This is a genomic window from Acinetobacter sp. YH12205 (assembly GCF_013418125.1).
Lineage (GTDB): Bacteria > Pseudomonadota > Gammaproteobacteria > Pseudomonadales > Moraxellaceae > Acinetobacter > Acinetobacter towneri.
Window position 1 is genome coordinate 90,492 of sequence record NZ_VPCQ01000005.1, and the last position, 17,777, is coordinate 108,268.

13 protein-coding genes and 1 pseudogene are annotated in these 17,777 nt (G+C 43.1%); 12 read left to right on the forward strand and 2 right to left on the reverse strand.

All coding sequences use genetic code 11. From position 1 onward, the window contains the following. Positions 1-64 precede the first annotated feature (64 nt). The 10 genes from secE to FTU92_RS08315 all read left to right on the forward strand — a co-directional run bounded on the left by secE (position 65) and on the right by FTU92_RS08315 (position 13,469). Positions 65-505 (forward strand): preprotein translocase subunit SecE, encoded by a 441-nt coding sequence (secE, locus tag FTU92_RS08270; RefSeq protein WP_004975769.1) that lies wholly within the window; start codon positions 65-67, stop codon positions 503-505. 7 nt (positions 506-512) lie between these two features. After that, positions 513-1,046, forward strand: coding sequence for a transcription termination/antitermination protein NusG (gene nusG, locus FTU92_RS08275; RefSeq protein ID WP_004975770.1), 534 nt, complete (start codon positions 513-515; stop codon positions 1,044-1,046). A 116-nt stretch (positions 1,047-1,162) separates the two neighbouring features. Beyond that, positions 1,163-1,591: a 50S ribosomal protein L11 gene (rplK, locus tag FTU92_RS08280; RefSeq protein ID WP_004975771.1), complete on the forward strand. Its 429-nt coding sequence runs from the start codon at positions 1,163-1,165 to the stop codon at positions 1,589-1,591. A gap of 3 nt (positions 1,592-1,594) precedes the next feature. Beyond that, positions 1,595-2,290, forward strand: a complete 696-nt coding sequence (gene rplA / locus FTU92_RS08285) for a 50S ribosomal protein L1 (protein WP_004975774.1) — start codon at positions 1,595-1,597, stop codon at positions 2,288-2,290. 321 nt (positions 2,291-2,611) lie between these two features. Further along, positions 2,612-3,118, forward strand: a complete 507-nt coding sequence (rplJ, locus tag FTU92_RS08290) for a 50S ribosomal protein L10 (protein ID WP_004975777.1) — start codon at positions 2,612-2,614, stop codon at positions 3,116-3,118. Between the two features lie 48 nt (positions 3,119-3,166). Next, positions 3,167-3,538, forward strand: coding sequence for a 50S ribosomal protein L7/L12 (gene rplL, locus FTU92_RS08295; RefSeq protein ID WP_004975779.1), 372 nt, complete (start codon positions 3,167-3,169; stop codon positions 3,536-3,538). 307 nt (positions 3,539-3,845) lie between these two features. Further along, complete coding sequence (gene rpoB, locus FTU92_RS08300; protein ID WP_131260966.1) at positions 3,846-7,934, forward strand: DNA-directed RNA polymerase subunit beta; 4,089 nt, start codon at positions 3,846-3,848, stop codon at positions 7,932-7,934. 157 nt (positions 7,935-8,091) lie between these two features. Then, a complete protein-coding gene (rpoC, locus tag FTU92_RS08305; protein ID WP_096902331.1) occupies positions 8,092-12,291 on the forward strand; it encodes a DNA-directed RNA polymerase subunit beta' in 4,200 nt (1,399 codons plus the stop codon). 151 nt (positions 12,292-12,442) lie between these two features. Then, positions 12,443-13,003 carry a hypothetical protein gene (locus FTU92_RS08310; RefSeq protein ID WP_180096070.1) on the forward strand — a complete coding sequence of 187 codons (561 nt, stop codon included), beginning with the start codon at positions 12,443-12,445 and terminating at the stop codon, positions 13,001-13,003. A 109-nt stretch (positions 13,004-13,112) separates the two neighbouring features. Continuing rightward, positions 13,113-13,469 (forward strand): DNA transfer protein p32, encoded by a 357-nt coding sequence (locus tag FTU92_RS08315; protein WP_096902329.1) that lies wholly within the window; start codon positions 13,113-13,115, stop codon positions 13,467-13,469. A 102-nt stretch (positions 13,470-13,571) separates the two neighbouring features. On the opposite strand, the gene FTU92_RS08320 is transcribed toward FTU92_RS08315, so the two are convergent. Continuing rightward, positions 13,572-14,423 (reverse strand): alpha/beta hydrolase, encoded by an 852-nt coding sequence (locus tag FTU92_RS08320; protein WP_096902328.1) that lies wholly within the window; start codon positions 14,421-14,423, stop codon positions 13,572-13,574. A gap of 208 nt (positions 14,424-14,631) precedes the next feature. Beyond that, on the reverse strand, positions 14,632-15,117 hold the full coding sequence (locus FTU92_RS08325) for a DUF4442 domain-containing protein (protein WP_180062036.1): 486 nt from the start codon (positions 15,115-15,117) through the stop codon (positions 14,632-14,634). Positions 15,118-15,238: 121 nt separating this feature from the next. On the opposite strand from FTU92_RS08325, the pseudogene FTU92_RS08330 reads away from it, so the two are divergent. Continuing rightward, positions 15,239-16,135: pseudogene (locus tag FTU92_RS08330) on the forward strand (alpha/beta fold hydrolase). A gap of 91 nt (positions 16,136-16,226) precedes the next feature. Then, complete coding sequence (locus FTU92_RS08335) at positions 16,227-17,603, forward strand: Na+/H+ antiporter family protein (protein ID WP_180050052.1); 1,377 nt, start codon at positions 16,227-16,229, stop codon at positions 17,601-17,603. Positions 17,604-17,777: the final 174 nt, after the last annotated feature.

Genomic DNA, 17,777 nt, shown 5'->3' on the forward strand with positions numbered 1-17,777 from the left:
AAAAAGCTTGATGTCGGCTAATCTAGTCATATAATAAGTCGCGAATTCTACGACGAGTACAAAAATGTCGAATGATAAATCGCGTGACGCATTAAGCGACGCGCCAATCCCTCAAAGAAATAATTCTGCTGAAGTTGTTCAATCGAGTTCTCCATTAGACTACGTGTTGTGGGGTATCGCTTTGATTTTATTCATCGCTTCGATGATGGTGAATCAGCATCTTCCTGCGTATTGGGCACCAGCCAATGATATTTGGGTGCGTGTTGGGGTAATTTTGGCTTGTATCGTTGTGGCTTTAGGTTTATTATACGCCACCCATCAAGGCAAAGGCTTTGTTCGTTTGCTTAAAGATTCACGTATTGAGTTACGTCGAGTCACTTGGCCTACTAAACAGGAAACTGTAACAACGTCATGGCATGTATTGATTGTTGTTGTAGTCACTTCAATTGTATTGTGGTGTTTTGACTATTTGTTAGGCTGGGCAATCAAGTTAATTATCGGGTAAAAGAGCTATGAAACGTTGGTACATTATTCATGCCTACTCAGGTTATGAAAAACAAGTGATGCGTTCGCTTAATGATCGAATCCAGCGTAGCGCTGTTGCCGATAGCTTTGGTGAAGTCCTTGTTCCTACCGAAGAAGTGGTAGAAATGAAGGATGGTAAGAAACGTAAGTCAGAGCGTAAGTTCTTTCCAGGCTATGTATTGGTTGAAATGGAAATGAACGATGAAACTTGGCACATTGTTAAAGAGTGTCCAAAAGTTTTAGGTTTTATTGGTGGTACAGCAGAAAAGCCTGCCCCAATTACGCAAAAAGAAGCTGACGCGATTCTTGCACGTGTACGCAATACTGGTGAAGCACCTCGTCCGAAGACGATGTTTGAACCAGGCGAAGAATTACTTGTGATTGATGGTCCATTCACCGACTTTAAAGGCGTGGTGGAAGAAGTTCAATACGAGAAGTCACGTTTAACGTTGACAATTAATGTATTTAATCGACCTACTCAGGTTGAGCTGGAATTTCGTCAAGTCGAAAAATCCGTTTAAGTTTGAGTGGTTGGAAAACGCCCGATTTATTATGAATCGGGCATTGTTGTTGTAACGGTATCGTTACTTAAAATATTGGGGAGCCTAGCGGCGTTTGTACCCAGAGGTAATTTGAAATGGCTAAGAAGATTGACGGCTATATCAAGCTGCAAGTTCCAGCTGGTAAAGCGAATCCATCTCCACCAATTGGTCCTGCATTAGGTCAACGTGGTGTTAACATCATGGCATTCTGTAAAGAATTCAATGCTGCTACACAAAAAGTTGAACCAGGTTTGCCAATTCCTGTAGTGATCACTGTGTACAACGACAAGTCGTTCACATTCATCATGAAAACTCCTCCTGCTGCAATTCTTCTTAAGAAAGCTGCAGGCATTCAAAAGGGTTCAGCTGTACCTAACAAAAACAAAGTTGGTAAGTTGACTCGTGCTCAATTAGAAGAAATCGCGACTACTAAAGAACCAGATTTAACTGGTGCTGATTTAGAAGCACGTGTGCGTACCATTGCTGGTTCTGCACGTTCTATGGGCTTGGATGTGGAGCTATAAGACATGGCAAAGTTAACTAAACGTCAAAAAGCCATTGCTGCTGCTGTAGAAGCAAACAAAGTTTACACTTTGGAAGAAGCAGTTGAAGTTCTAAACAACCTTCCTGCTGCTAAATTCAAAGAATCTTTGGATGTTGCGGTAAACCTAGGTGTTGACCCACGTAAATCTGATCAGGTTGTTCGTGGTGCGACTACACTTCCTGCAGGTACTGGTAAAACTGTACGTGTAGCTGTTTTCGCTCAAGGTGCTGCTGCAGAAGCTGCTAAAGCTGAAGGCGCAGACGTAGTTGGTTTCGACGACTTAGCTGAAAGCATTCAAGCGGGTAACCTTGACTTTGACGTTGTGATTGCAGCTCCGGATGCAATGCGCGTAGTAGGTAAGTTGGGTACGATTCTTGGTCCACGTGGCTTAATGCCAAACCCTAAAGTGGGTACTGTAACTCCTGACGTTGCGACTGCAGTTAAAAATGCAAAAGCAGGTCAAGCGCGTTACCGTGTAGACAAAGCGGGTATTATCCACGCTGCGATTGGTCAAGTTGGCTTTACTGCTGAAGCAGTTCGTTCAAACGTTGAAACCTTAGTTGCTGACTTGAAAAAGTTAAAGCCTGCAACTTCTAAAGGCGTATACATCAAAAAGATCACTTTGAGCTCTACTATGGGTCCTGGTCTTGTTATTGATGTACAGAACGTTTCTAACTAAGTCTGACTTAGAAAGAATTTTAAAGTCCTGAAAAGTCTCCTTCTCCCTCTGGGAGAAGGTCGGGATGAGGGTTAAACCTCTCCCTAACCCTCTCCTAGCAGGAGAGGGGGACATTCAGGCGGACTTTGAATTGGTAAATGAGAATTTATCAGCGTCAAAGACCTCAGGCGAGAGTAGTTTTATGCTGCTTTCTTAATCTTCCAGCCTGGGTAGACGCGGTGGTGTGATTTATTCCTCCTCCGCGTGTAAGTTCAGCAATGAATTTACGAATTGGGAGTGTGCTTCACGTAAGCACATAAATCACCGTTAGGAGGTTTTACAATGGCTCTTCTTATCGAAGACAAAAAACAGATCGTAGCAGAAGTTAACGAAGTTGCTTCTAAAGCGTTCTCTGCTGTTGTTGCTGACTATCAAGGTATGAGCGTTGAGCAATTAACGGCTCTACGTGTTGAAGCGCGTAAATTAGGTGTTACTACACGTGTTGTACGTAATACTTTGGCTAAACGTGCTTTTCAAGATACGCAATTCACGATCTTGAACGACAACCTTGTTGGCCCAACAATTTTAGCTTTCTCAACTTCTGAAGACGACATGGGTGCAGCTGCACGCTTGTTCGAAGAATTCGCTAAAACGAATAAAGCATTTGAACTTAAAGCTGCTGCATTTGACGGCAAACTTTATAAAGGTGCTGAAGTTAGCGTAATTGCGAATCTTCCGAACCAAGAAAAAGCGCTTACTATGCTTGCAAACGTTCTTCAAGCTCCTATTTCGAAATTGGGTCGCCTTATTACTGCGCTCAAAGAGAAAAACGAGTCAGAAGCTGCATAAGCTTAAATTTATTTCCACACCATTCAATTTCCATTTGGAGTTATTCTCATGGCTTTAACTAACGAAGAAATCTTAAACGCAGTTGCTGAAAAAACTGTTCTTGAACTTGTTGAACTTATCTCTGCTTTTGAAGAGAAATTCAATGTATCAGCTGCTGCTGTTGCTGTTGCTGCTGCTCCAGGCGCTGGCGCTGCTGCTGCAGAAGAGCAATCTGAATTCAACGTTGAGTTGACTTCTTTCGGTGCGAACAAAGTTGCTGTAATTAAAGCAGTTCGTGAAGCTACTGGCCTTGGTCTTAAAGAAGCTAAAGACATCGTTGAAGGCGCTCCTTCAGTGATCAAAGAAGCTGTTTCTAAAGAAGAAGGTGAAGAGCTTAAGAAGAAACTTGAAGAAGCTGGTGCTACAGTTACACTTAAGTAATCTTAAGGGGGGTCGATTTTTTTATAATCGACTCCAAAAAATGGCTGATGGCTCTTGGGTCATCAGCCTTTTTGCGTTACAATTATCGGCTCGATTTTTGTTTGAATGATGGGAAAACCATCGAAAACAATATAAATCAATAAAATCAAACGCTTACCAATATTTTTCCACATTTAAAAATATTGTTAAGCGTTTTAATACCACTAAAAATTGCAGCATTTGTAAAGAGTGGTGGCCATATCGGCCTGCGTAATTCCTTCTAAACCCGTTCTGCAGGCGGGTTTAGTTTACTTTCCGAGGACTCCAGATGGCATACTCATATACCGAAAAGAAACGGATCCGTAAGAATTTTGGTAAATTGCCCCAAGTAATGGATGCACCGTACTTGCTTTCGATTCAAGTCGACTCGTACCGTACTTTCCTTCAAGATGGCAAAACTCCAAAAAGCCGCGAAGATATCGGTCTCCAAGCCGCATTTCGTTCAGTTTTTCCTATAGAAAGTTATTCTGGCAATGCTGCTTTAGAATTTGTTGAGTATAGTCTTGGTAAGCCTGAGTTTGATGTACGTGAGTGTATTCTTCGCGGCTCAACTTATGCGGCACCAATGCGCGTAAAAATTCGTTTGATCATTAAAGATCGTGAAACGAAATCAATCAAAGATGTGCGTGAGCAAGAAGTCTACATGGGCGAAATGCCATTGATGACGGATAACGGTACCTTTGTGATTAACGGTACTGAGCGTGTAATTGTTTCTCAATTACACCGTTCACCAGGCGTGTTCTTTGACCACGATAAAGGTAAGACCCACTCGAGCGGTAAAGTGTTGTATTCAGCACGCATTATTCCTTACCGTGGCTCATGGTTAGACTTTGAATTCGATGCCAAAGACCTCGTTTATGTGCGTATTGACCGTCGTCGTAAATTGCTTGCGACTGTAGTGTTGCGTGCATTGGGCTATAGCAATGAACAAATCCTAGACTTGTTCTTTGAGAAAGTACCTGTCTATTTAGACATGGGTAGCTACCAAATTGACCTTGTCCCAGAACGCTTACGTGGCGAAATGGCACAATTTGACATCACTGATACTGACGGCAAAGTGATTGTTGAGCAAGGTAAACGCATTAATGCGCGTCACGTACGTCAAATGGAAGCAGCTGGTCTTGAGAAGCTTTCAGTTCCTGATGAGTACTTGTACGAACGTATTACTGCAGAAGACATCCAGCTAAAAGATGGCGATGTGATTGCTGCAAACACCTTGTTAAGCCATGAAATCATGGTGAAACTTGCAGAAGGTGGTGTTAAACAATTTAACATCCTATTCACCAATGACATCGACCGTGGTTCGTTCATTGCGGACACCTTACGTGCAGATACAACTGTTGGTCGTGAAGATGCTTTGGTAGAAATCTACAAAGTGATGCGTCCAGGTGAGCCACCGACGAAAGAAGCCGCTGAAAATCTGTTCAATAACTTGTTCTTCTCTTCTGAGCGTTATGATTTATCGCCAGTAGGTCGTATGAAGTTCAACCGTCGTTTGGGTCGTCCTTACGAAGTGGGTACAGATCAGAAATCACGTGAAGTTGAAGGTATTTTGTCTAACGAAGACATTACCGATGTACTTAAAACATTGATCGAAATCCGTAACGGTAAAGGTGAAGTCGACGATATCGACCACTTGGGTAACCGTCGCGTACGTTCAGTGGGCGAGATGACTGAAAACCAATTCCGTGTTGGTTTGGTACGTGTTGAGCGTGCTGTAAAAGAGCGTTTGTCACAAGCTGAAACAGACAACCTGTCTCCGCAAGATTTAATCAATGCGAAGCCAGTGGCTGCTGCAATCAAAGAATTCTTTGGTTCAAGCCAATTGTCTCAGTTCATGGACCAAAACAACCCGTTGTCTGAAATTACCCACAAGCGTCGCGTATCTGCGCTTGGTCCAGGTGGTTTGACACGTGAACGTGCAGGCTTTGAGGTACGTGACGTACACCAAACTCACTATGGTCGTGTGTGTCCAATTGAAACGCCTGAAGGTCCAAACATTGGTTTGATCAACTCGCTTTCTGTTTATGCAAAATGTAATAATTTTGGCTTCTTGGAAACGCCATACCGTAAAGTGGTTGATGGTCGTGTAACCGATGAGGTTGAGTATTTATCTGCAATTGAAGAAGTGGGCACGATCATTGCGCAAGCGGACTCAAGCGTAGACCAAGATGGCAATTTAACAGAAGAATTCGTATCTGTACGTCACCAAGGTGACTTCGTGCGTATGCCGCCAGAGCGCGTGACGCACATGGACGTTTCTGCACAGCAGGTTGTATCTGTAGCAGCATCACTGATTCCATTCCTTGAGCACGATGACGCCAACCGTGCCTTGATGGGATCGAACATGCAACGTCAGGCTGTTCCGACGCTTATCGCTGATAAACCACTTGTGGGTACAGGGATGGAAGCGAACGTAGCACATGACTCAGGTGTATGTGTGATTGCAAACCGTGGTGGTCGTATTGAATATGTCGATGCTTCACGTGTAGTCATTCGTGTGAACGAAGAAGAAATGATCGCGGGTGAAGCAGGTGTAGATATCTACAACCTGATCAAATACACACGTTCAAACCAAAACACTTGTATTAACCAAAAAGTTTTGGTGAAGATGGGTGATAAGGTAGGTCGTGGTGATGTATTGGCTGACGGTCCATCTACAGATGGCGGTGAGCTTGCACTCGGTCAGAACATGCGTGTCGCGTTCATGACTTGGAATGGCTATAACTACGAAGACTCGATCTTGCTTTCTGAGCGTGTACTTCAAGAAGACCGTTTAACTTCGATTCACATTCAAGAATTGTCATGTGTTGCACGTGATACCAAATTGGGTGCGGAAGAAATCACAGCTGATATTCCAAACGTGGGCGAAGCTGCACTGTCTAAACTAGACGAGTCTGGTATCGTTTACATTGGTGCTGAAGTGACTGCAGGCGACATTCTTGTTGGTAAAGTAACGCCTAAGGGTGAAACTCAGTTAACGCCTGAAGAAAAATTGCTTCGTGCAATCTTCGGTGAAAAAGCAGCAGATGTGAAAGATTCATCATTGCGCGTTCCATCAGGTACTAAAGGTACTGTGATTGACGTTCAAGTCTTTACCCGTGATGGTCTAGAAAAAGACGAACGTGCACAAGCGATTGAAAAAGCACAACTTGATGCATACCGCAAAGACTTGAAAGAAGAATACAAAATCTTTGAAGAAGCAGCGCGTGAACGTATTATCCGCTTATTAAAAGGTCAAGAATCTAACGGTGGCGGTACAACTAAACGTGGCGACAAACTTTCTGAAGATGTGTTGTCTGGTTTAGAGTTAGTTGATCTACTTGAAATTCAACCAAGTGATGAAGCAATTGCTGAGCGTTTAACTCAAATTCAAACTTTCTTGAAAGAGAAGAGCTTTGAAATTGATGAGAAATTCGCTGAGAAGAAACGTAAGCTTTCTACAGGCGATGAACTCACTACGGGCGTGTTGAAAGTTGTTAAAGTTTATCTTGCTGTTAAGCGTCGCATCCAACCGGGTGACAAGATGGCGGGTCGTCACGGTAACAAAGGTGTTGTATCAAACATCTTGCCTGTAGAAGACATGCCGCACGATGCTAACGGTGTACCAGTAGATATCGTATTGAACCCACTAGGCGTACCATCGCGTATGAACGTGGGTCAGATTCTTGAAACACACTTGGGTATGGCAGCCAAAGGTTTGGGTGAGCAAATTGATAAAATGCTCAAACAACAACGTGAAATTGCTGAACTACGTGAGTTCCTAGACAAGATTTATAACAAAGTTGGTGGCGAGCAAGAAGATCTTGACAGCTTAACTGATGATGAAATCTTGGTATTGGCTGGCAACTTACGTGCAGGTGTTCCGTTGGCTACTCCTGTATTTGATGGTGCAGAAGAAGGTCAAATTAAAGAATTACTTGAACTGGCTGAATTACCACGTTCTGGTCAAACCGTGTTGTACGATGGTCGTACAGGCGAGAAATTTGACCGTCCAGTGACTGTAGGTTATATGTACATGCTCAAACTCAACCACTTGGTGGATGACAAGATGCACGCACGTTCTACAGGTTCTTACTCACTTGTAACGCAACAGCCGTTGGGTGGTAAGGCACAATTCGGTGGTCAGCGTTTCGGTGAGATGGAAGTCTGGGCACTTGAAGCATACGGTGCTGCATACACGCTTCAAGAAATGCTCACTGTGAAGTCGGATGACGTTGAAGGTCGTACCCGTATCTATAAGAACATTGTAGATGGTAACCATTATATGGACCCAGGTATGCCTGAATCGTTTAACGTATTGACCAAAGAGATCCGTTCTTTAGGTATCAACATTGAACTGAAAAATGGTGACTAAGCATCTCCATTAAATCTCCCTAAATCCCTCTTTATAAAAGAGGGACTTTTCCCCCTTTGAAAAAGGGGGATTAAGGGGGATTAAAACTCAGTTAAAAAACAATATTTGTGACCCAGTTGGGATGTGAAAACAGCCTCCCAGCACACGGAGAAAAAAATTGAAAGACTTGCTCGATATCATGCGCAAAAAGACGGATTCAGACGGTCATGCTCCAGTAGAGTTTGACCGCATCCGTATTGGTCTTGCGTCACCAGAAATGATTAAGTCATGGTCTCACGGTGAAGTTAAAAAGCCAGAAACCATTAACTATCGTACGTTTAAGCCTGAACGTGATGGTTTATTCTGTGCCAAAATTTTTGGTCCAGTAAAAGATTACGAATGCTTGTGTGGTAAATACAAGCGTATGAAATACAAAGGCGTCATTTGTGAAAAATGTGGCGTTGAAGTAACGACTGCAAAAGTTCGTCGTGAGCGTATGGGTCACATCGAACTCGCTTCTCCAGTTGCACACATTTGGTTCTTGAAATCATTACCAAGCCGTATTGGTTTATTACTTGATATGACTTTACGTGATATCGAGCGCGTATTGTATTTCGAATCTTATGTGGTTACTGACCCAGGTATGACGCCATTTGAGAAATATCAACTTCTCAATGACGAAGAATACTTCAATGCTCTAGAAGAGCATGGTGATGAATTCACTGCGAAAATGGGTGCTGAAGCAGTTCAAGACTTGTTAAAAGACATCGATCTTGAAGCTGAAATTGCTCGTTTACGTGAAGAAATTCCACAAACAACTTCAGAAACTAAGCTGAAAAAAGCGTCTAAGCGTTTGAAGTTGATGGAAGCGTTCAAAGAGTCGAACAACAAGCCAGAATGGATGGTGATGAATGTACTGCCTGTACTTCCACCAGATCTTCGTCCGTTGGTTCCACTTGAAGGTGGTCGTTTTGCGACGTCTGACTTGAACGATCTTTATCGTCGTGTGATTAACCGTAACAACCGTTTGAAGCGTCTTCTTGACCTTGCAGCGCCAGACATCATCGTACGTAACGAAAAACGTATGTTACAAGAGTCTGTTGATGCCTTGTTAGATAACGGTCGTCGTGGTCGTGCAATCACAGGTTCAAACAAGCGTCCGCTTAAATCTTTGGCAGATATGATCAAAGGTAAGCAAGGTCGTTTCCGTCAAAACTTACTTGGTAAGCGTGTTGACTATTCAGGTCGTTCGGTGATTACCGTTGGTCCAAACCTACGTTTACACCAGTGCGGTCTTCCGAAGAAAATGGCACTTGAACTGTTCAAGCCATTCATCTTTGCGAAACTACAAGCTTCAGGTCAAGCTACCACCATTAAAGCTGCGAAGAAAATGGTTGAGCGCGAAACCCCAGAAGTTTGGGACGTACTTGCCTCTGTGATTCGTCAACACCCAGTGATGTTGAACCGTGCGCCTACACTTCACCGTTTGGGTCTTCAAGCATTTGAACCGATCCTGATTGAAGGTAAAGCCATCCGTCTACACCCACTCGTTTGTGCTGCGTTTAACGCCGACTTCGACGGTGACCAAATGGCGGTACACGTACCATTAACGCTTGAAGCGCAATTAGAAGCGCGTGCTTTAATGATGTCCACCAACAACATCTTGTCTCCTGCGAACGGTGAACCAATCATCGTACCATCTCAGGACGTGGTGTTGGGCTTGTATTACATCACGCGTGATGCAATCAATGCCAAAGGTGAAGGCATGGTGTTTGCAGATACGCACGAAGTAAACCGTGCACTTGCAACGGGTCAAGTTGACTTACACGCTCGCGTAAAAGCACGTGTACACCAAACCGTAATCAATGAAAATGGTGAGCGTGAGCAACAAACTATTGTTGTAGATACGACACCAGGTCGCTGCTTGCTTTGGGAAGTTGTGCCTGAAGGTTTAAGCTTCGAGCAAATTAACCTAGAGATGAACAAAAAGAACATCTCAAAGTTAATCAACTCTTGCTACCGTAAATTAGGTCTAAAAGACACGGTTATTTTTGCAGACCAATTGATGTACTTGGGCTTCCGTCAAGCGACACGTTCAGGTGTTTCTGTGGGTATGGAAGACATGGTTATTCCACCACAAAAACAAGCAATTATTGAAAAAGCAGAAACTGAAGTTCGTGAAATTGAACAACAGTTCGAGCAAGGCTTCGTAACTGCGGGTGAGCGTTATAACAAAGTGGTCGATATTTGGGCACGTACCAACGACCAAGTTGCTAAAGCGATGATGGACAACTTGTCATTCACAACTGTGAAAAACAAACAGGGTGAAGACGAGAAGCAAAAATCATTCAACTCGATCTACATGATGTCGGATTCAGGTGCGCGTGGTAGTGCGGCACAGATTCGTCAGTTGGCGGGTATGCGTGGTTTGATGGCGAAACCAGATGGTTCGATCATTGAAACGCCAATTAAAGCGAACTTCCGTGAAGGTTTGACGGTACTTCAGTACTTCATTTCAACTCACGGTGCGCGTAAAGGTTTGGCCGATACCGCATTGAAAACAGCGAACTCAGGTTACTTGACACGTCGTTTGGTTGACGTTGCACAAGACTTGGTAATTACTGAGCCAGATTGCGGTACTTATGGCGGTTTAGTGATGACACCATTCATTCAAGGTGGTGATGTCATTGAAAACCTTGGTACGCGTGTATTAGGTCGTGTAACTGCAGAAGATGTGAAGAAAGCGGGTTCAGACGAAGTTATTCTGCCACGTAACACACTCATTGATGAAAAACTTGCTAACTTCTTAGAAGAGCAAGGTGTCGATGAAGTAAAAGTACGTTCAGTGGTATCTTGTGAATCGACCTTTGGTGTATGTGCGAAGTGTTATGGTCGTGACCTAGCACGTGGTCACTTGGTGAATCCAGGTGAATCTGTGGGTGTAATGGCTGCTCAATCGATTGGTGAGCCAGGTACACAGTTAACCATGCGTACATTCCACGTGGGTGGTGCGGCAAGCCGAACTTCTGCAGCCAATAGCGTACAAGTGCGTAACAAAGGTTCAGTACGTTTCCATAACGTGAAAACTGTACAACACGCTAAAGGTCACTTGGTATCTGTTTCACGTTCAGGTGAAATTGGTATTGCCGATGAGTTAGGTCGTGAGCGTGAGCGTTATAAACTGCCATACGGTGCGTCAATCTTGCTCAAAGATGGCGAAGCGGTAGAAGCTGGCGGTATTGTGGCGACTTGGGATCCACACACGCATCCACTTGTGACCGAAGTTGCGGGTAAAATCCGTTTCAGCCAAATTGCTGATGGCGTGACTGCAACCTCGAAAACTGATGATGCAACAGGTATGACCACAGTTGAAATCTTGCCAGTGACTTCACGTCCTGCGTCAGGTAAAGACTTACGTCCTGCTGTGGTATTAGACACTGTGGATGGTGGCGAACAGTTCTACTTCTTGCCACAGAACACGATTCTTTCTGTCCGTGATGGCGAAAATATCGGTGTGGGTGACGTTATTGGTCGTGTACCACAAGAATCTTCACGTACTCGTGATATTACCGGTGGTTTACCACGCGTTGCAGACTTATTTGAAGCACGTAAACCAAAAGAGCATGCGATTCTTGCAGAAGTGTCAGGTATCGTGAGCTTTGGTAAAGAAACCAAAGGTAAGAACCGTTTAGTGATTACACCAGATGATGGCTCTGAGATTTACGAAGAGTTGATTCCAAAATGGCGTAACATCAACGTGTTTGAAGGTGAGCATGTGAACCGTGGTGAAACCATTTCTGATGGTCCACAAAACCCACATGACATCTTACGCTTGAAAGGTGAAGTGGCATTAACCAACTACATCGTGAACGAAGTTCAAGACGTTTACCGCTTACAAGGTGTAAAAATTAACGATAAGCACATTGAAGTCATCGTGCGTCAAATGTTGCGTAAAGTTGAAATCACCGATGGTGGCGATACGAGCTTCATCAAAGGCGAACAAGTGGATTACATTCGCGTGGTACAAGAAAACCAAGCTGTACTTGCACAAAACAAGTTCCCAGCGAAGTTTGAACGTCAATTGATGGGTATCACCAAAGCATCGCTTTCAACAGACTCGTTCATTTCTGCTGCATCGTTCCAGGAAACTACACGTGTGTTAACTGAAGCGGCTGTAACAGGTAAAGAAGATGATTTACGTGGCTTGAAAGAGAACGTTGTTGTGGGTCGTTTGATCCCAGCAGGTACGGGTCTTGCTTACCACTTAGAGCGTCGTCGTCAAGAAGCTGAAGCTGCTGAATTGGCATTAGTGAATGATTTCTCTGATGTAGATCAAGCATTAAGCCAAGCATTTAGCGATGAATTTAACGATCTCTAATTCGTTTTAAAGCATCATTTAAAGACGCCTTTCGAGGCGTCTTTTTTTTGCCAACGTTTTAGTTGCATATTTTGCTTTAATAAAGCCGCAATATTGCATATAGTGAATTAAGAACAATTTAAAAATATCAAGAAAACTAAGGGGATAGCTTATGCAATTTAGAGGACTGACACTGTGTTTATCGGCAATGCTACTGAGTGTGTCTGTTTCGGCTGCACCAATGCCAAACAGCATTGTGGTGAAAGACAAAGCCATTGTGCCTATTCTAAAAACTGAAGTGATTCGTACAGTGACAGGTGAAAAGCCTATACGCCATGTAGAAGCCACGATTTTTGAAATGAGCAATCAGGGTAAAGATATTGTGGCAAAGGAAGTTGTTTTTGATGATGATCAAGCACAGTTTTCAGAGAAACAATTGGGTATTCCTGTGATTCAAAAAGGTGGGGTGATTGTACCAACCTCAAAAATTGAGTTGAATAAAACCCTAAAGCAGGATGGTAAAGTCATTTCTGAAGTGAAAACGATTGATGCAGAAGGCATGGAATATAAGCAGGGGCAGGCGCCAATTCATCGCACATTAAAACTGGATCGGGTCAAAACGTCTGAAAGCAAAGAAACAGTTTCTCATGCTGTGTTTACTGAAGATGGTAAAACCACACGTGATGTGGTGGTACTTGAAGAAGAGGGTACAGAATCCTTTATGATGCCTTAAGCATTTTACAGAAATACTCATATCTTACTGTGCTTGGTAACAGATTTTTCAAAGTTGATGCCGCAAGATGCACTACACTTAAAATCAACAACAGCGGGGAGACATCGCGATGAAAAAAGTATTTAGCGTATTGGCAGTTGCAACTGTATCGACCATGTTAATGGCGGGTTGTGAGAGCATGAGTTCAAATGACCAGCGTATTGGTGCAGCAGCTTTAGGTGGTGCCGTTGGTGGCGCAGCGGGTAACAGCGTAGGTGGTAGTGTTGGTGCAGCAGCAGGCGCAGGTGCAGGTGCAGCAGTTGGAAGTAAAACCCAAGATGGTTCTAACCGTAACGCAACCTATAGTGGAATTGGCGGTGCGATTGGTTCAATTTTAGGTAAAGAAGTGATAGGTGGTAATGCAGGCGCTGCAATCGGTGGTGCTGTTGGTGGTGGTGCTGGTGCAGCCATCGAGCAAAAGCGTTAATCTGAATACGAACAGCCATGCCATCCTACTGAAGTATTTATATTTCAGTACATCCAACGCAGAGTCTTATGATTCTGCGTTTTTTATGCGCTAGCTGAAAAATTAATGCGTTTGGATAAATTGATTGACTGCTTGAGTATAAGCATTATTTTGTCCCAATGACTTGTTGATTTCAGCATGTGAAAGTCGGACAGGCAATAACTGGGTTTGAGTTCCGAATTTCTGTGCTTGTTGAATAAATTGTCGAGCTTGAGTACAGGGTTGATCTGCACGGATGGTTGAGCACACCGCGAGAAATGCAGGTAAAGCTTGATGTAGCTGAGCTATCGGAGAAAGGGCTTTCCAGTTGGAAGGTTGATCACCAAAGGCTTGATCATAAAAACGTGCATGACGTGTTTGCATTATCTTTTCTATATCATAAGCCGCGCTATCTAAAGCAACTGTAGCACGCCAAGGCTGTGGCTGGGGTGCCAGCCAATGGGGGCGAACGGTTAATAGACTGACCAGGTGTGCGCCCGCAGAATGTCCCATCAGCACCAAGCGTTTTGAGTCAGCATGCCAATGCGGTGCCTGATTTTGGATATAAATAAGCGCTTGGGCGATATCCTGAGTTTGCTGCTGTACGGTCACATCTGGAACTAATCTATAGTTGATAGACACAAAAATCCAGTTTTGCTTGGTCCAGTAACTCAGCTTATTTTTGACCACAGCAGCATGATTTTTATCACCCATTTTCCAAGCACCGCCATGGACCATCATCATGAGCGGGGCTGGTGTTTGATCTGTGAGTACTTTGGCAGGGAAATAGACATCCATCACTTGTTGAGGATGAGATCCATAAGCCACATTTTTCAAAGTCTGGACTTTGGTAAATGTATTCGGCACCAAAGCATGGAGGGATGTCGATGAATAGAAACAAAGTAGGGAAAAGATTGGCACAAGATTTTTTTTCATTTTAATGATCCTTTAATTTTAAATACTATCAATGTTTATAATTTTTATGATCCACTGATGTATCAACAGTAATACGTTAATTAATTCATACCTGCTCAAAAAGAGTAGAGAAGTTTGTCGGTGACATTGATCTTTTTGTCTTTTGATTAAAATAATATTACCAACAACGCAGAATCATTAGATTCTGCGTTTTTATGTGAGCTAAAAATTACGTTGCTACGGCTTTGGGCTTTTTACGTCGGATATATAACGTTTTATGCACTTCTGCAATTCGTACACCTGATTCATCGATAATATTGAGCGTATATTGACGTGTCAGAGGAGCATAGTCTTCTGCGATCTGTTTGATTTCCTCGACTTCAGCGGCACTCAGGCGAATATCGGCATACACCGTACTGCGTCCTGGGGCGAGGAAATGAATCGTTGCCGCTTTATCCCAAACAATATATGTTGAACCCAAGTGATGCATCAGAATTAACATATAAAATGGATCTACCATGGAATAGAGGCTGCCGCCAAAATGTACGCCGACAATATTTTGATTTTTGCGAGTGAGTGGCATTTTGACACGGACATGGTGGTTGGCTAAATCGATTTGATCAATTTCAATACCTGCACCCCGATAGGGTGGGTACCGATTTAAAAAATATTTAGAAATAAGTGGAATACTTTGTAGTTTTTTAAGCAGATTCATATGATTTTAACTATATCTTTCAAGTCTGGATGCCTTATATTAGTCTAAAATTTAGGCATCAATATGGCATGTTTTGTTATGCTGAGTGCAACAAAGGTGAATAAAAATAAAAAAGATGTATATGCAAGCGCAAACGCAATGGATTGAAACCTCTGATCGACAACAGCTCTATGTCAAAACTTGGGGCGAAAAAAAGCACCTGCACTGATTTTGGTGCATGGCTATCCAGATAACCAAGAAGTCTGGGAACGGGTGATTGCCGTGTTGGTGCAAGATTTTTATGTGGTGAGTTACGATGTACGATGTACGTGGTGCGGGACAATCCTCCATTCCCAAATCCATTCGTGCCTATAGCTTGGCTCAATTGGCTGCAGATTTAATGGCTGTTGCTAATGCCGTTTTGGGGCAGCGTGCATTTCACTTGGCAGCTCATGACTGGGGTTCAATTCAGTCTTGGGAAGCAGTGACGGATCCAGAATTAAAGGGACGAATTTTATCGTACAGCAGTATTTCAGGCCCATGTTTGGATCATGCAGCGTTCTGGATGCGTAAGCAGTTTTCTGAAAATAAAATTAAATTTTTCAAACAAATGCGTAAATCTTGGTATATTGCCGCCTTTCAACTTCCTGCACTTGCACCTACAGTTTGGCAGTTTTTTCAACCTGAACAATGGCGTCAGGTGGTGATACGTTTAGAACGTGATCAAGATATTGCGATCAATCCTAATATCCGCAAAGATGGGCGCTATGGCGTCAATTTATATCGTGCCAATTTTATCCCACGTTTATTAAAGCCGCGTCAACGTTATGCAATTTGTCCTGTGCAAGCTATTGTCTTGAAATATGATCAATTTGTGGGTGCTGAATTGATTGATGAAATGTCGCTTTGGGTAGATGATTTTCAACGTGTGGAATTGGCAGCTAATCACTGGGCGATTCTTAGTCAGCCGCAAGCAGTTGCTACTGCCATCCGTGATTTTGCTTTAGGTCATGCAAATTCACATGCTGCAGCAATTTAAATCAGAAACGCTTGTCGGAGTTGAATGTTTGGTCAACTCCAATCTGCATAATCTCTGATAAAATAGCTTCTTTTTTGAATTTTCATCTCTTATGTTCGCAATTCTTGCTGCCATTGCAATCATGTTCGGATTGTCGTTGGCTCGTGTGCCTGTGGTTTTTGCCTTGGTTATTGGTGCAGTCTCAGGTGGTTTACTGGCTGGTTTAGGCTTACAAGGCACTTTAGATGCGTTTAATAATGGTTTAGGTGGTGGCGCTAAAATTGCTCTTGCTTACGGTATTTTAGGTGCATTTGCTTTGGCTTTGGCACGTTCAGGTTTGCCAGACTTATTGGCGTATAAGCTGATTCGCACTTTAACAGGTGGCAGTAATACTAAGGTACAGAACCGCGTTAAATATCTGATTTATTTTACTGTGGCTTTGGCAGCGGTATTTTCACAAAACTTAATCCCTGTACATATTGCATTTATTCCTGTATTGATTCCACCTTTATTAAGTGTTTTCAATCATTTAAACCTAGACCGTCGTGCAGTGGTTTGTTTGCTGACTTTTGGTTTGGTTGCCACCTATATGTTTGTTCCTGTGGGTTTCGGTGCAATCTTTCTGAATGATATTTTGGCGCACAATATCAACACCTTTGGTGCTCCGTATGGTTTTGCCATTCAAAATGAAGATATTCCTGCTGCCATGTTTATTCCTGTGTTTGGGATGTTTATTGGGCTATTGATCGCGTTGTTTGTGAGCTATCGTAAGCCTCGACATTATCAAGATGTGCAGGTAGAGCGTACCCAAAGCATTTCGAGTGAGCTCAATGCAAATACCGCCGCGCCAACCCTACAAGCGCCTCAGATTGCAAAATTTACCTTGTGGATGGCAGTGTTTGCGATTATTGCAACCTTGGCGGTGCAATTGTATTCAGATTCGATGATTCTGGCAGGTTTGGTGGGTGTTGCCATTTTAAGCTGTGCGGGAATTTTCAAATGGAAAGAAGCAGATGATGTGATCATTACAGGTATGCGTATGATGGCACTCATCGGCTTTATTATGATTGCTGCACAAGGTTTCGCTTCAGTGATTGAAGCTACTAATCAAGTGCCTGCTTTGGTAGAAGCGTCGGTGGAATGGATTGGCAATAGCAAAGCTTTGGCTGCATTTTTAATGTTATTGATTGGTTTGTTAATCACCTTGGGGATTGGCTCATCTTTCTCTACCGTGCCTATTTTAGCGATTATTTATGTGCCTTTATGTTTGCAGTTCGGTTTTAGCCCTGCAGCAACCATTGCGATTATTGGTACAGCAGCAGCCTTAGGAGATGCGGGTTCTCCAGCATCGGATTCAACCTTGGGGCCAACTTCGGGTTTAAATATGGATGGGCAGCACGACCACATGAAAGACAGTGTGGTACCGACTTTTATTCACTTTAATATTCCACTGATGATTTTTGGCTGGATTGCAGCGATGGTGCTGTAAATCATCACCAAAATTTGTAAGCACACGTGTTCAGAATAGGTTGGGCACGTTGCAGCATCGTGCTAAAACGACAAGAAGAATCTTCCTCAAGTTCATCCTTACATCTGCCGATTGAAACCCAATACAAAATTCAAACTCTCTAACAAAATGATCCATTTTTCGTTGTCATCAACT